General features: G+C 50.7%; 14 protein-coding genes. 3 read left to right on the forward strand and 11 right to left on the reverse strand.

The features are described 5' to 3' along the window. Positions 1–2 precede the first annotated feature (2 nt). Complete coding sequence (gene ftsH, locus ICV32_RS06260) at positions 3–1,886, reverse strand: ATP-dependent zinc metalloprotease FtsH (protein WP_215369083.1); 1,884 nt, start codon at positions 1,884–1,886, stop codon at positions 3–5. A 162-nt stretch (positions 1,887–2,048) separates the two neighbouring features. Next, positions 2,049–2,714: an RlmE family RNA methyltransferase gene (locus tag ICV32_RS06265; RefSeq protein WP_215372617.1), complete on the reverse strand. Its 666-nt coding sequence runs from the start codon at positions 2,712–2,714 to the stop codon at positions 2,049–2,051. A 55-nt stretch (positions 2,715–2,769) separates the two neighbouring features. Here ICV32_RS06265 and ICV32_RS06270 point away from each other — a divergent pair, with 55 nt between their 5' ends. Further along, complete coding sequence (locus ICV32_RS06270; protein ID WP_215369085.1) at positions 2,770–3,225, forward strand: YhbY family RNA-binding protein; 456 nt, start codon at positions 2,770–2,772, stop codon at positions 3,223–3,225. Here ICV32_RS06270 and ICV32_RS06275 read toward each other — a convergent pair. The 9 genes from ICV32_RS06275 to gloB all read right to left on the reverse strand — a co-directional run bounded on the left by ICV32_RS06275 (position 3,193) and on the right by gloB (position 13,621). Next, positions 3,193–3,693 carry a DUF4149 domain-containing protein gene (locus ICV32_RS06275; RefSeq protein ID WP_215369087.1) on the reverse strand — a complete coding sequence of 167 codons (501 nt, stop codon included), beginning with the start codon at positions 3,691–3,693 and terminating at the stop codon, positions 3,193–3,195. The genes ICV32_RS06270 and ICV32_RS06275 overlap by 33 nt on opposite strands. 8 nt (positions 3,694–3,701) lie before the next feature. Continuing rightward, on the reverse strand, positions 3,702–4,028 hold the full coding sequence (locus ICV32_RS06280) for a type II toxin-antitoxin system PemK/MazF family toxin (protein WP_215369089.1): 327 nt from the start codon (positions 4,026–4,028) through the stop codon (positions 3,702–3,704). After that, the gene (locus ICV32_RS06285) at positions 4,028–4,282 is read right to left on the reverse strand and encodes an antitoxin (RefSeq protein ID WP_215369103.1); all 255 of its coding nucleotides are present in this window, start codon (positions 4,280–4,282) and stop codon (positions 4,028–4,030) included. Before ICV32_RS06285 ends, ICV32_RS06280 begins: the two co-directional genes overlap by 1 nt. 64 nt (positions 4,283–4,346) lie before the next feature. Then, the gene (greA, locus tag ICV32_RS06290) at positions 4,347–4,829 is read right to left on the reverse strand and encodes a transcription elongation factor GreA (protein WP_215369105.1); all 483 of its coding nucleotides are present in this window, start codon (positions 4,827–4,829) and stop codon (positions 4,347–4,349) included. Between the two features lie 38 nt (positions 4,830–4,867). Then, a complete protein-coding gene (gene carB / locus ICV32_RS06295) occupies positions 4,868–8,116 on the reverse strand; it encodes a carbamoyl-phosphate synthase large subunit (RefSeq protein WP_215369110.1) in 3,249 nt (1,082 codons plus the stop codon). Next, a complete protein-coding gene (carA, locus tag ICV32_RS06300; RefSeq protein WP_215369128.1) occupies positions 8,116–9,294 on the reverse strand; it encodes a glutamine-hydrolyzing carbamoyl-phosphate synthase small subunit in 1,179 nt (392 codons plus the stop codon). The genes carB and carA overlap by 1 nt, the downstream gene beginning before the upstream one ends. Before the next feature lie 191 nt (positions 9,295–9,485). After that, a complete protein-coding gene (locus ICV32_RS06305) occupies positions 9,486–11,363 on the reverse strand; it encodes a propionate--CoA ligase (RefSeq protein ID WP_215369131.1) in 1,878 nt (625 codons plus the stop codon). Between the two features lie 40 nt (positions 11,364–11,403). Continuing rightward, positions 11,404–12,801 carry a transglycosylase SLT domain-containing protein gene (locus ICV32_RS06310; RefSeq protein ID WP_371817049.1) on the reverse strand — a complete coding sequence of 466 codons (1,398 nt, stop codon included), beginning with the start codon at positions 12,799–12,801 and terminating at the stop codon, positions 11,404–11,406. 1 nt (position 12,802) lies between these two features. Beyond that, positions 12,803–13,621: a hydroxyacylglutathione hydrolase gene (gene gloB / locus ICV32_RS06315; RefSeq protein WP_215369152.1), complete on the reverse strand. Its 819-nt coding sequence runs from the start codon at positions 13,619–13,621 to the stop codon at positions 12,803–12,805. 32 nt (positions 13,622–13,653) lie between these two features. On the opposite strand from gloB, the gene ICV32_RS06320 reads away from it, so the two are divergent. Beyond that, entirely contained in the window at positions 13,654–14,454 is an 801-nt protein-coding gene (locus ICV32_RS06320) for a class I SAM-dependent methyltransferase (RefSeq protein WP_215369154.1), read from the forward strand. 7 nt (positions 14,455–14,461) lie between these two features. Further along, a complete protein-coding gene (gene rnhA, locus ICV32_RS06325; protein WP_215369163.1) occupies positions 14,462–14,911 on the forward strand; it encodes a ribonuclease HI in 450 nt (149 codons plus the stop codon). Positions 14,912–14,979: the final 68 nt, after the last annotated feature.

Here is a 14,979-nt window from a genome sequence, read left to right on the forward strand (position 1 = left end):
ACTTACGCGGTTGCGGGTGCGCTACCTGCTGCAGGACCCTGCGTACCGCCGCCCGCGGAATTACCAAACGCAGTCGCGGTGACTGGCTTTGGAGGTTTGGGTGGGCGCCCCGCCATGATGTCATTGATCTGCTCAGAATCAATCGTCTCCCACTCTAAGAGTGCGGTGACCATGGCTTCTACCTTGTCACGGTTCTGTTCAAGGATCTTCTTCGCCAGCGCGTATTGACTATCAATTAAGGTCCGGATCTCAGCATCCACCTTTTGTTGGGTGAGCTCGGATACGGTCTTACTGTTCATGCGACCAAACATGCTGTCTTGTTCGGTATCCACATACACCATCGTGCCTAAGCTATCGCTCATGCCATAACGGGTCACCATATCACGGGCCATTTTGGTAGCGCGCTCAAAGTCATTCGATGCACCGGTGCTCATCGAACCCAAGAACACCTCTTCAGCCGCACGGCCACCAAACAAGATGGCCAACTCCTCAAGCATACGATCTTTATACAAGTTCACCCGATCAAACTCCGGCAACTGCCAGGTCACACCGAGGGCCATACCGCGAGGCATGATCGTGACCTTATGCACCGGGTCAGCCTTAGGCAGCATCTTTGCAACCACCGCATGCCCAGACTCGTGATAAGCCGTATTGCGACGCTCTTCTTCGCGCATCACCGCCGACTTGCGCTCAGGACCCATGTAGATCTTGTCCTTAGCATCTTCAAAGTCTTGCATATCGACTGCACGCTTACTGCGACGTGCTGCAAACAGAGCAGCCTCATTAACCAAGTTAGCCAAGTCCGCGCCCGAGAACCCTGGGGTTCCACGCGCTAAGACAGCTGGATCCACATCGGAGTTGATGGGGACCTTGCGCATATGCACGCGCAGAATTTGTTCACGACCCCGAATGTCAGGTAAGCCCACATGCACTTGGCGATCAAAACGGCCGGGGCGCAGTAAAGCACGATCCAGCACATCCGAACGGTTGGTTGCAGCAATGACGATTACACCGCTATTGGTCTCAAAGCCATCCATCTCGACGAGCATTTGGTTTAAGGTTTGCTCGCGCTCATCATTACCACCACCCATGCCGGCACCGCGATGACGACCGACCGCATCAATCTCGTCAATGAAGATGATGCAAGGTGCATGCTTTTTAGCGTTCTCGAACATATCGCGCACGCGTGCAGCACCAACACCCACAAACATCTCGACGAAGTCAGAGCCCGAGATGGAGAAAAATGGTACTTTGGCTTCGCCTGCAATCGCACGGGCCAATAAGGTCTTACCGGTTCCAGGGGGGCCGACTAAGAGTACACCGTGTGGAATGCGGCCACCAAGCTTCTGAAACTTTTGCGGATCTTTGAGGAAGTCAACAATCTCAAACACTTCTTCTTTAGCCTCATCGCAACCCGCAACATCCGCAAAGGTCACTGAATTGCTGTTCTCATCGATGAGACGCGCCTTGGATTTACCAAAGGAGAACGCACCACCCTTACCGCCACCTTGCATCTGGCGCATCATGAAGAACCAAAAACCGATGATTAATAAAGTGGGTCCTAAGTAATACAGTGCAGAGACCAACAGGTTCGGTTCATCTTCGGTCTTACCGGTAACCTGAACTCCGTATTTCATGAGATCGCCTACCATCCAGATATCGCCTGGGGAGATGATCGAGTATTTGTTGCCATCGACTGGGGTAATCTGCAAGGTACGGCCTTGCACATCGACGCGCTTAATCTTGCCAGCCTTGGCGTCATCCATAAATTGGGAATACGTGACCTGATCTTGCGTGCGAGGTTTATCAAACTGCTTAAATACAGTGAATAGAACCAGGCCAACGATGAGCCATACACCCACTTTTTGGAACATATTGTTATTCAAAATATACCTTTGCCGGATCAATCCGGGAGTTATCGGGGCCAAGAACCAAACCTCACCCTATATATTTGATTCTACTCCCGTTGAAATTCAAGGGTTGGAGGTCTAATTTATCCTAAAAAAGCTGGGTTTTCTATGTTTTAGGGTCAATCTGTGCGATTTGACCTACTTTAAATAGCGCCCTAGCAGAAAGGTTTCAGATGATTTATCCCGAGAGGCCTTGGGTTTACGGGGAGAAACGGTCTTAAATACCCCCTTAAAGGCCTCAACTATTTGGCTGTAGCCACTGCCATGAAAGCACTTAATCAACAACGCTCCATCGGGTTTGAGATGCTCTTTGGCAAACTCCAAGGCAAGCTCAGCAAGATTGGTCATCCGTGCCGCATCAGCAACACCCACTCCAGAAAGATTGGGCGCCATATCAGACAGCACCAAATCCACCTTGCCGTTTGCTTCTGGTGGCAATGCCGCTTCAAGTGCTCGCAAGCCCTCCTCCTCCCGAAAATCACCCAAAATGAAGGTGACATCGGCTACAGGTTCCATCGGCAAGAGATCAATGGCGATGATGCAACCATCGGGCTTACCAGCGGTTTCGGGTGTGGGGTGTTTGCGAAGCTGCACTAAACGATTACGAATGTATTGACTCCAGCTACCTGGGGTGCTGCCTAAATCGACCACGGTCATGCCCGCCCGAATCAAATGATCCTGCTCATCGATCTCGGAGAGTTTGTAGGCTGCGCGCGCACGATAGCCCTCTTTCTGCGCGAGCTTAACGTACGGATCATTGACATGATCGTGCAACCAATTTTTATTGAACTTGTTCTTTGCCACAAACAGCATTGTCCTTGTTTTCGATCACAACCCAGAAATCCTCTATGATGCAGGCATGACTGCTCTCTCACTAACTCCAGCGCAACGTAAGGCCCAGCGTGCTAAAGCCCATGCCCTTAATCCCGTTGTCATGATCGGTAACGAAGGTCTCACCGCAGCAGTTCGTAAGGAAATTGATCGCGCCCTATCGAGCCATGGTCTCATTAAGATCCGCGTACTCGGTGATGATCGCGATGCCCGCATTGCGATGTACGAATCCATTTGCGATGACCTGAGCGCTGCTCCGATTCAGCATATCGGCAAACTCCTCGTGATGTGGCGACCGATGGAATCAAAACCTGAGAAATCAGTTCCCTCCAAGAAGGTGGCGCGCGCCTATCAAACTGCACGCACTAATCAACGCAGCAATGGTTCGCGAGTTGGCTTTAAAAAAGCAGCCGTGGCCAGCAACAGCAAACCAAAGCGCCGCAAGACTCGCTTAGCGAGCCCCAAAAAAGCGGCTTTGGGTTAATCGCCAAACCAAATAAATACCCAAGAGACTTTGCACTAAGAAAACACTGCTCGCAATGCCATGCAAAGTGGCAAATAAACTGGCTGAAGCGGAATACATCACCGGCATGCCTTGCAACAAGGCATCCTCGCGCAATTTGTCCATCCAGGGCATCAGTACGAAGCTACCAAGCGCCGCACACACAAGCATCGCAAGCAAAATCCAGCGAATCGCACGATAGGCTTGTAACCCACGACTTACCAAGAGGTTTGCTAAGACCAGCAGCGCCACACAGAGCACCAAACTCACATAGGCTTCCACCTGAAAGATTGCGCCAGCCACCATACCGGCCACTTGACGATCGGTGAGGGTTGCAAACAAAGTAGGCGCAACCAAATAGCCGACGGTAATTAGGCTACCAACCCAAAGGCTACTGACAAAGAGGAACAGGCGTTGCGCAATTTGGTGCGAAGTGGAATCGTGTTGCATCGTGCAAACTAAGTGACTAAGGTTGCCAGTTTAGCTAAGACATCATCAATCACAGCCGCCGACACGGTCTCAACGCGTTTTGCTTTACGCGCCACGAGGTCTAGGGTGCGAGGTTGATCGCAGCGAACAATCCCTGTGGTTTTAGTTCCAACCAGCTCGACTGCAAACCCTGCAACCCGGGCAAACTGACCGCCAGTTGAAATCGGCACAACAATTGGGGTCTTGGTTAGTTGATTAAACGGTGCTGGTGACACGACCAATACAGGTCGATACCCTTTTTGCTCATGGCCAGCTGTTGGATCAAGAGATACCAAATAAATATCGCCTCGCTTCATTACAGAATCTCATTACCGACAGGGGAGCTATCCAGCCACTGCCGATCTTCGCTTGGCATTTTTGCTTTGGGATCGCACTGCGCCAATAAATCAGCGAGTGCATATTGAGGCTTGGTAATGGGTCGCACGACCAATTGCCCTTCCACCAGGGCGACATCAACGGTTGATCCGCAAGCAATCTGAAGTTCTTTGAGGAAAACCGGGGACACTGCCAGCATCACTGAACCTCCAACCTTTCTTAAATTAGTATGCATACGCCCTCCGAATAAGTTATACCAAAGTATAACAAATTCGGGGAGAGATTATATTTTTATATAACTAGATGTAACGAACCGAGAGGATCTCGACTTCTCGGGCGCCCGCAGGGGCTTGAACGGTGACCACATCGCCCTCTTCTTTACCAATTAAGGCGCGGGCAATGGGGGAGCTGATCGAGATCTTATTAGCAGCAATGTCGGCCTCATCATCACCCACAATTTGATAGCTCATTTTTTTGCCGTCATCAAGATCTTCGAGTTCAACCGTGGCTCCAAAAACGACACGACCTTCTGCCTCAAGTAATGCAGGGTCAATAATTTGTGCGGCAGATAATTTGGTCTCGAGCTCTTTAATGCGACCTTCAATAAACGCCTGCTTCTCTTTGGCGGCATCGTACTCTGCGTTCTCCGAAAGATCGCCTTGGGCGCGCGCTTCAGCAATCGCATTGATTACTGCTGGGCGTTCCACATGCTTTAAGCGCGTGAGCTCTTCTTTCAAGAGCTCAGCACCATGCTTGGTAATCGGAATCGTGTTTGTACTCATACTGCTCAACCTTAAAATCGATCAGGCTCGATTTTAGACTAGCTAAGCGAAATATGTAAATTCTGTAAGGAATAAACCTCGAGCAAGTCCTTCGCACGCATCCCTTCCATCACCGCACGCGCTGCACTAATCGTGGTGTAGTAGGTCACACCGTTAGCCTGTGCCGTGGTTCGAATCGAGCGAGAGTCCGCAATCGCATTACGGGTTTCATCAACGGTTGTAAAGACCAAAGTAATCTCACCATTTTTAATCATATCGACAATATGCGGACGGCCCTCTTTGACTTTGTTCACCACCGATACCGGAATATTCGCTGCGGCAATGGCTGCAGCAGTGCCTTTGGTGGCAACCATCGGAAAGCCCATCTCGTGCAGGAGCTTGGCCACCACAACGGCGAGTGGCTTATCACTATCTTTCACTGTTAGCACCACATTACCGCTCTTGGGCAATTTAATCCCCGCTGCTAATTGCGATTTGAATAAGGCTTCCCCGAAGGTTTTACCAACACCCATCACCTCACCGGTGGAGCGCATCTCCGGACCTAAGATTGGATCAATGCCTGGGAACTTATTAAATGGGAACACCGCCTCTTTAACCGAGTAGTACGGAGGAATCACCTCCTCCATAATGCCCTGCTGATCAAGACTTTGACCGACCATGCAGCGCGCGGCAATCTTTGCTAACTGTAAGCCAGTTGCTTTTGATACATAGGGCACGGTGCGTGATGCACGAGGATTGACCTCGAGAACAAAGATGGTGTCTTTACCGTCGCTTTGCTGAATAGCAAATTGCACGTTCATTAGACCAATCACATTAAGACCCTTCGCCATCGCCGCAGTCTGGCGCTTGAGCTCGGCAACGGTCTCTTTGGATAAAGAGTATGGCGGTAATGAGCACGCCGAGTCGCCTGAATGCACACCCGCTTGTTCAATATGTTCCATCACGCCACCAATAAACACGCGCTTTCCATCAGAAATGCAATCCACATCGCACTCAATTGCATCGTTTAAGAAACGATCTAACAGAACGGGTGAGTCATTGGAAACCTTCACGGCCTCGCGCATATAACGCTCGAGGTCACGGCCATCGTGCACGATCTCCATCGCCCGACCACCTAATACATAGGAAGGACGAACCACTAAGGGATAGCCAATTTCTTGCGCAAGCTTAAGAGCCTCATCCTCAGCACGCGCGGTGCGATTGGGCGGTTGACGCAATTGAAGGTCATGCAAGAGCTTTTGGAAGCGCTCCCGATCCTCAGCAGCATCAATCATGTCGGGCGAGGTGCCAATAATCGGTACGCCATTGGCCTCAAGATCCAAAGCAAGCTTCAGTGGGGTCTGACCGCCGTATTGCACAATCACACCCTTGGGTTTCTCCTTAGCCACAATCTCGAGCACATCCTCTAAGGTGAGGGGCTCAAAATACAAGCGATCGGATGTGTCGTAGTCGGTCGATACGGTCTCTGGATTGCAGTTCACCATGATGGTTTCGTAACCATCGTCGCGCATCGCAAGCGCTGCATGCACGCAGCAGTAATCAAACTCGATGCCCTGGCCAATCCGGTTGGGTCCACCACCGAGTACCATGATCTTCTCGCGCTGCGTGGGCTGTGACTCGCACTCACCATGCTCGGCTTCGTAGGTGGAGTACATATAAGCCGTATTGGTCGCAAACTCGGCTGCGCAGGTATCGACTCGCTTATACACGGGGAATACGCCATGACGATGCCGAGTTTGACGCACTGCCGTCGCATCGGTCTTTAATAATTTTGCTAAGCGTCGGTCAGCAAATCCTTTTTGCTTTAAGAATCGGATCTCTGCCGCACTGAGGCTTGTTAAGGTATGCTCTTTCACCGCATTCTCAATTTCCACCAGTTCTTCAATTTGCTCCAAGAACCATGGATCAATTTTGGTCTCTTCGTAAACCTCATCAATTCCCATGCCCATACGGAAGGCATCAGCCACATACCAAATCCGATCTGGACCTGGCTCACCGATCTCGGCAATGATGTCTTCGAGGTCGGTCGATTTCTCATCAAGACCATCGACGCCCACTTCAAGACCGCGCAAAGCTTTTTGGAATGACTCTTGGAAGGTCCGGCCAATCGCCATGACCTCACCAACCGATTTCATTTGAGTGGTTAAGCGTGGATCGGCTTCACGGAACTTCTCAAAGGCAAAGCGTGGGATCTTAGTCACCACATAATCGATACTGGGCTCAAACGATGCCGGCGTGGCACCACCCGTAATATCGTTTTGCAACTCATCTAAGGTGTAGCCCACGGCTAATTTGGCAGCGACCTTGGCAATTGGGAATCCTGTGGCCTTCGATGCAAGCGCGGATGAACGCGACACCCGTGGGTTCATCTCAATCACGATCATGCGCCCATCAACCGGATTAATCGAGAACTGCACGTTCGATCCACCAGTATCCACCCCAATCTCGCGCAAGACTGCGATTGAGGCATTACGCATGATTTGATACTCTTTATCGGTCAGCGTTTGTGCGGGAGCCACCGTGATCGAATCCCCGGTGTGCACACCCATCGGGTCTAAGTTCTCAATCGAGCAAACAATGATGCAGTTATCGGCACGATCACGCACCACTTCCATCTCAAACTCTTTCCAGCCCAAGAGGGACTCTTCAATCAAAAGCTCTCGAGTTGGCGACAGATCCAGACCGCGTTTGCAAATCTCTTCGAACTCTTCACGGTTGTACGCAATGCCACCGCCCGATCCACCCATCGTGAAGGAGGGCCGAATCACCACCGGGAATCCTGAGCTACCGGTCTCCGCTTGAATGCGTTGCTGTACGGCAATCGCTTCTTCCATCGAGTGCGCAATCCCAGACTTGGCCGACCCCAAACCAATTTTGGTCATTGCGTCTTTGAACTTCTGACGATCTTCAGCTTTATCAATCGCTTCGGGAGAGGCGCCGATGAGTTCACAGTTGTATTTTTTAAGAACGCCATGGCGATGTAAATCCAGAGCGCAGTTCAGTGCCGTCTGGCCGCCCATGGTGGGCAATATGGCATCGGGCTTCTCGGTGGCAATAATGCGCTCAACGACTTCCCAGGTAATCGGCTCGATGTAGGTCACATCGGCCATCTCCGGATCGGTCATGATGGTCGCTGGATTACTGTTTACCAGAATGACACGGTAGCCCTCTTCGCGTAAGGCTTTACAGGCTTGTGCACCCGAGTAATCAAACTCGCAAGCTTGCCCAATCACAATCGGACCGGCGCCGATGATCAAAATGCTCTGAATGTCAGTCCGCTTTGGCATCAACGCGCTCCTTGACCAGCAGCATTCATGAGGAGCATGAAGCGATCAAACAAATAGGCAATGTCATGAGGACCTGGCGAGGCTTCTGGATGCCCCTGAAAACAAAACGCTGGTTTATCTTTCCAAGCTAAGCCTTGCAAGGATCCATCAAACAAGGAGATGTGTGTGACCCGTAAATCAGCCGGCAAGGTCTTTGCGTCGACTGCAAAGCCATGGTTTTGTGACGTGATCGCGACACGACCGCTATCTAAGTCTTTCACGGGATGGTTAGCGCCGTGGTGCCCAAACTTCATCTTCAAGGTCTTCGCACCGGCAGCCAAGCCCATGATCTGATGACCTAAACAAATACCAAAGGTTGGGATGTTTTTGCTAATGACGGTTTGTGCAGCACTGATCGCGTAATCACACGGTTCGGGGTCACCAGGGCCATTGGATAAAAATACGCCATCGGGTTTTAAAGCCAAGACTTCAGCCACGGGGGTCTTGGCAGGCACGACCGTGAGTGCACATCCACGCTCAGCCAACATGCGCAGAATATTACGCTTGACACCAAAGTCATAAGCGACAACTCGCTTACTTGGGTTCTTCATCACTCTAAATGCTGGTTTGCCATGCTCACCGTGCAACTGCCACTCCCCTTCTTGCCACTCATAGGGTGTTGGGGTGGTAACCACTTGCGCAAGATCAAGGCCTGCCATTCCTGAGAATGCTTTGGCTAAAGTTAAAGCGCGCTGTGCGAGGGCATCCACATCATCACCGATCTTGCCGGCCACGATTGCGCCCGATTGCGCTCCTCGATCACGCAACAGACGAGTTAGCTTACGGGTATCAATGCCAGCAATACCAGGAACTTTGGCAGCACGTAAATAATGATCAAGACTATCTTCAGCTCGGAAATTTGAGACACGCGCCGATAGGTCTTTAATAATGAGGCCCGCTGCATAGATTTTTGCTGACTCCGCATCTTGGGCATTGACACCTACATTACCGATGTGCGGATAGGTTAAGGTCACTAACTGACGCGCATAACTCGGATCAGTGATGATTTCTTGATAACCAGTTAGCGCAGTATTAAATACCACCTCACCACTCGTTTCGCCAGGGGCGCCAATACTTTGACCAGAAAAAATGGAGCCATCAGCAAGAGCTAAAACAGCGGGGGGAAAGGAAGGAAGCAAGGGCGACAAACAATCTCCAATACCCTGTTGCCGTCCAACACTTTTTGCCCCAAAAGACAAACCCGAGGCGAAATTGCGGGGAGGTAAGTGTCTTTAAGCGCTAGGGCAAATTATTAGTTACTGATAGTCGTAATGATACCAGTTCTCTGCCCCTCACCCTGCCTTCACGCAAAACCGTTTACTTTGCCCGGCTACTTTCCAATCGCCTGTTTGATCTGCGCTAGAACGGATTGATCTTCCATCGTGCTGATATCACCAGGATCACGTCCTTCCGCAACTGCTTGCAATGCGCGTCGCACAATTTTGCCCGAACGTGTCTTTGGTAATGCACTCACCAAATACACACGCGCGGGTCTTGCAACCGCACCCAATTGCGAATCAACGGTCTTCATGACCTCCGCTTCCATATTGGTGGTTTTGCTTGGATCTTTTGCAATCACAAAGCCGATGGCTACTTGCCCCTTGAGTTGATCTTCCACGCCAACGACTGCGACTTCAGCCACATTCGTATGACTTGAAATACTCTCTTCGATCTCACGGGTACCCAATCGGTGTCCAGCAACGTTAATCACATCATCCGTTCGACCCAAGATAAAGAAGTAACCATCCTTGTCTTTAATTGCCCAATCAAAGGTGGAATACACCATCTTGCCAGGCACGGTCTCCCAGTAGGTTTTGATAAAGCGCTGATCATCACCCCATACGGTTTGCATGCATCCGGGTGGCAATGGGCCTTCAATCGCAACCACGCCCTTTTGATCTGGACCCAACTCGGCACCCGTTGCTTCATCAAGGAGCTTCATGTTGTAACCATAGACCGGCACACCGGGTGAGCCAAATTTATGCGGCATGACCTCAACGCCTCGTTGAATCGCCAAAATCGGCCATCCGGTCTCGGTCTGCCAATAGTTATCTACGACGGGTTTCTTCAGTGCATCATGAATCCATGAAGCCGTTGGCTCATCAAGTGGTTCGCCAGCCAAGAACAGGGTACGAAGAGTCGATAGGTTGTATTTGCTCAAAAACGCTGGGTCTTGTTTCTTGAGAACTCGTACCGCCGTCGGGGCTGAGAACATCACTGATACCTTGTACTTTTCAACCAAACTCCACCAGATACCCGCATCAGGTCGCAGCGGCGTGCCCTCGTACATGATGGTCGCCATGCCATTAATGAGTGGTCCGTAAATAATGTAGCTATGCCCGACCACCCAGCCAATATCCGAGGTGGTAAACATGGTCTCACCTGGATTACCACCAAAGATGAGACGCATCGAGCTTGCCAGTGCCACCGCATAACCTCCCGTATCGCGCTGCACACCCTTGGGTTTGCCAGTGGTGCCCGAGGTATACAAAATATACGAGGGATGAGTTGCATCAACCCACTCAACGGGCACTTTGGTATTGAGGTGCTTCTCACGCTCTGTGGCGTAATCCAAATCGCGATTGGCTACTGTGGTGTATTCAGAGAGACCTCGGTTCACAATCAACACTTTTTCAGGTTTGGCAGTTGATAGCGTGATCGCTTCATCGAGTAGCGGCTTATAAGGGACTGCCTTACCACCGCGCATTCCAGCTTCTGCAGTAATGATCATCTTCGGCTTCGCATCATCAATGCGTGAGGCCAAACTATGCGATGCAAATCCACCAAATACTACTGAATGAATGGCGCCGATGCGGGTGCATGCGAGCATCGCAAAACAGGCTTGCGCAATCATCGGCATGTAAATCAGGACACGATCCCCTTTTTTCACGCCGTTGGCTTGCAAGATCGCAGCCATCCGATTGACTTCATCATGCAACTCAAGAAATGTATAGGCGTGCTCTTGATTGGTTTCAGTGGAGACCGCAACCAATGCGATTTGCGATGCACGATCCTTTAAATGCCGATCAACCGCGTTATGGCAAAGATTGGTTTGTCCACCAACAAACCACTTGGCAAAAGGTGGTTTGGAGTAATCGAGGACTTGTGAAAACGGCTGATGCCAATCAACTAATTTAGCCTGCTCGGACCAAAATGCTTTTGGATCCCGAATCGAGTTCTCATGAAATGATTTGTAACCAATACTCATCCTGCATTCCCTTCACAACAAAATAATCAATGGCTTCGAATTAAGGAGCCGTTTTTACACTGGCGTTCACTCCAGAGCCAGAATTACTTCCTGTTTTCGCTGATTTTGTGGTGTTTGTCGATGGGGATTTTTGCTGAGTGCTGGCAGTCTTGGAATTGGTGGCCTTCTTCGGGGTGGTTTTAGCGTTGGCGCTCGCCTGAGATGGCTTACTGGCCTTCGGTTTGGCGGGAGCTGTCCGATCAAGCTTTAACTGACCATGGTCAGCCAGATATTGCGGAATATCCGACTCTTTTCCTGGGGGTTTCGGGATTAAAACGGTTGATCCTGCCCGAATCCGCATACCACGGGGAATGTTATTCACGTCGCGAATGGTCTCAGGATTTAAAGCCAGTCGGGTTGCCAATTGTTCAGGGGTCTCGCTTTTGGTGACCTTCAATGCAGTCCACGATGACAAGGGCTTCGTATAGCTTGCTAAGTTCATCTGAAAAAGTTCAGCACGTGCGAATGGCAAAAGCATTTGCTGATCGGCTGCCGCCAAGATCACAGGTTTATTAAATGCAGGGTTGAGATTACGAAAGTCCTCTAGGGACATCTCGGCCAATTGGGCAGCAACATCCACATCAATATCACGGGTCACATCAATCGCCACAAAATACGGATGGTTCTCAAGCTCGGGCAATACGATGTTGTACGCCCCCGGATTTTGCACAATATTTTTGTATGCCATTAACTTCGGCACATACTCACGGGTCTCGCGCGGCATCGTGAGGCTTTCGTAATCAGTGGGCTTGCGCAGCGCTTGATTGCGTTTAATCGCCCGAGCAACATTCCCCTCGCCCCAGTTGTATGCAGCCAGAGCCAATTGCCAATCCCCAAATTGTTTATAGAGTCGCTGTAGATAATCCAGTGCCGCATTCGTTGATTGCAATACATCGCGGCGCTCATCCCGAAATACATTCTGCGTTAACTTAAAATCTTGACCGGTTCTCGGCATGAACTGCCAAATCCCCATCGCCTTGGCTGTTGACTTAGCCTCTGGATTGAAAGCGCTCTCAACAAACGGCAAGAGTGCGATCTCCGTGGGCATGTTGCGGCGGTTGACCTCTTCAACAATATAAAAGAGGTAGCGCGAAGAACGCGCCATTGAGCGATTCACATAGTCTGGACGATTAACAAGCCATTGGGTTTGTTTCTCAACCAAAGGGCTATCGAGCTCAGGCAACTGAAAGCCCTGACGAATCTGGACCCACAGATCATTTGAGGGCGCCATGAGATTGCTCACCGACTGTTTACTGAGATCTACACGTGGGGCTTTAGCAGCACGTGGATCACGCCGAGTATCAGCACTCGAGGAGGACCACTCAGGTGAGGTACTAGCACAACCACTCAAGACCAGAATGGCTGCACTTCCGATAAGAAGAAGCAAACGACGCATCATCTTAGAACCGATCCTTCCATGCCCGCACGACTGCCAAAACCTCAGCGGGGCTTTTAAGATCTTGCCCAATTTGAGCGCGTGCGGCGGCAATCACCGGGGTTTGATCACATCGCATAAATGGATTGACCCGCTTCTCATGCGCAATCGTGGTGGGGAGCGTGGGTTGATTACGTTTGCGCATGGCATCGGCCGCTTGGGACCACTCAATTAAAGCTGAATTATCTGGCTCGACTGCAAGTGCGAAACGAATATTCGATAAGGTGTACTCGTGGGTGCAGTACACCAAGGTATCGGGAGGCAAGGCCAAGAATTTTGCCAACGAACTCGACATTTGGGTAGGCGTTCCTTCAAAGAGACGTCCGCATCCTGAGGCAAAGAGCGTATCGCCACAAAATAACTTTGGGGTTTGTCCAGCGTTCGCTTCGCTTCGCGCTACATAGGCAATATGGCCTAAGGTATGGCCTGGAACCTCTAGAACCTGAAGCTGGATCTTCGGCGCATCAAATGCCACGGTATCCCCCTCAAAGAGCGCGTGACTGCGTAAGGCAATATCCTCGCCAGCAGGGCCATACACCGGTACCGAGAATCCATGTTGAGTTGCCCACGCGAGGATCTCTGGTAATCCGCCGATATGGTCAGCGTGGTAATGAGTGATTAGAATTCCGGTAAGGCGCAGATTCTGTTGAGTAAGGTAGTCAATCGCCGGCTTTGCTTCACCAGGGTCAACCAAAATAGCCGACTGTTGATCGTGAATGCACCAAATGTAGTTGTCGGTAAACGCAGGTATGGGCCACACTTGCAATAAGGAATTTGAAACCATGGCAACACCTAAGGACACAAGATAATCCGTCTATGATATCAACGATCCCACCGAACGTGCAGACCGATACTCCGCCTGAGAGTTCGTGGGAGACGTGGCTGCAATCGCCTCCGGGACAATACATTCTCCAATCGGAGCAAGAGCTCTTCAATCAAGCGGTTGTCGATGTATTTGGCTATTACGCCTTGCAAATTGGTTTACCGCAAATCAACACCCTCGCAGAAAATCGGATTTCTTTGAAACTGATGTTGCTTCCGCATGGGATTGCGAAAGCCGATGGCGATCTGCCCTATCAACCGATTGAAGGGATTCCGGAAGAATTACCATTTGCCGATCAATCCATTGATTTAGTGGTTCTGCCCCATGTCTTGGAATTTGCCCAAGACCCGCACCAGATTCTGCGCGAGGTTGATCGCGTCTTAATGCCTGAAGGCCGCGTTGTGATCTCGGGCTTTAATCCAGCGAGCCTTTGGGGCTTGCGGCAATATGCCGGTCGCTTGATTGGTAAAAATTATTTGCCGCGTGAGGGTCAGTTCCTAAGTTTGTTACGTGTAAAGGATTGGTTGAAGTTACTAGACTACTCCCTCGACCGTGGTCACTTTGCGTGCTATCGCCTACCATTGCGAAAAGAGAAAAATATGACCCGCATGGCATTCCTCGAAAAAATGGGGAATCGCTGGTGGCCAATCTTTGGCTCCGTATTTTTAATCTCTGCCATTAAGCGCCATCCGGGTACGCGTTTAGTGGGGCGAGTTCCTAAACAAGCTCTGGCGCTTCCGCAACTCAACCCAGCCGCTCAGCAAACTTCCCACAAAGTTACCGAAGAGGTATAAAGAGCGTATGAGTAAACCCCACATCACGATCTATACCGATGGTGCCTGCAAAGGCAATCCTGGTCCAGGTGGCTGGGGGGTGGTATTGCGATCTGGTGAACATGAAAAACACTTGCATGGCGGCGCACCCGATACCACCAACAATCGGATGGAAATCAGTGCGGTGATCCATGCCCTCAAGGCGCTCAAGCAGCCGAGCGTCGTCGATCTCTATACCGACTCCCAATACGTCCAAAAAGGGGTCAGCGAGTGGCTCTCTGGCTGGAAAGCACGCGGCTGGAAAACCGCTGATAAATCCCCAGTCAAGAATGTCGATCTTTGGCAAGAGCTCGATGCCCTATTACCCCAGCATGAGATTGCGTGGCATTGGGTCCGCGGGCACAACGGCCACCCCGGAAATGAATTAGCAGATCAGCTAGCCAATCAAGGTGTGGAGGCCTTTTTATCCAATAACTGATGGGCGCCCCGCTTGGGCATATGAGAGAATGCTTTAACTCGATCAATCGCAAAGCAATTTAGACTAGT

This window comes from Polynucleobacter sp. MWH-UH24A (genome assembly GCF_018687475.1).
GTDB lineage: Bacteria > Pseudomonadota > Gammaproteobacteria > Burkholderiales > Burkholderiaceae > Polynucleobacter.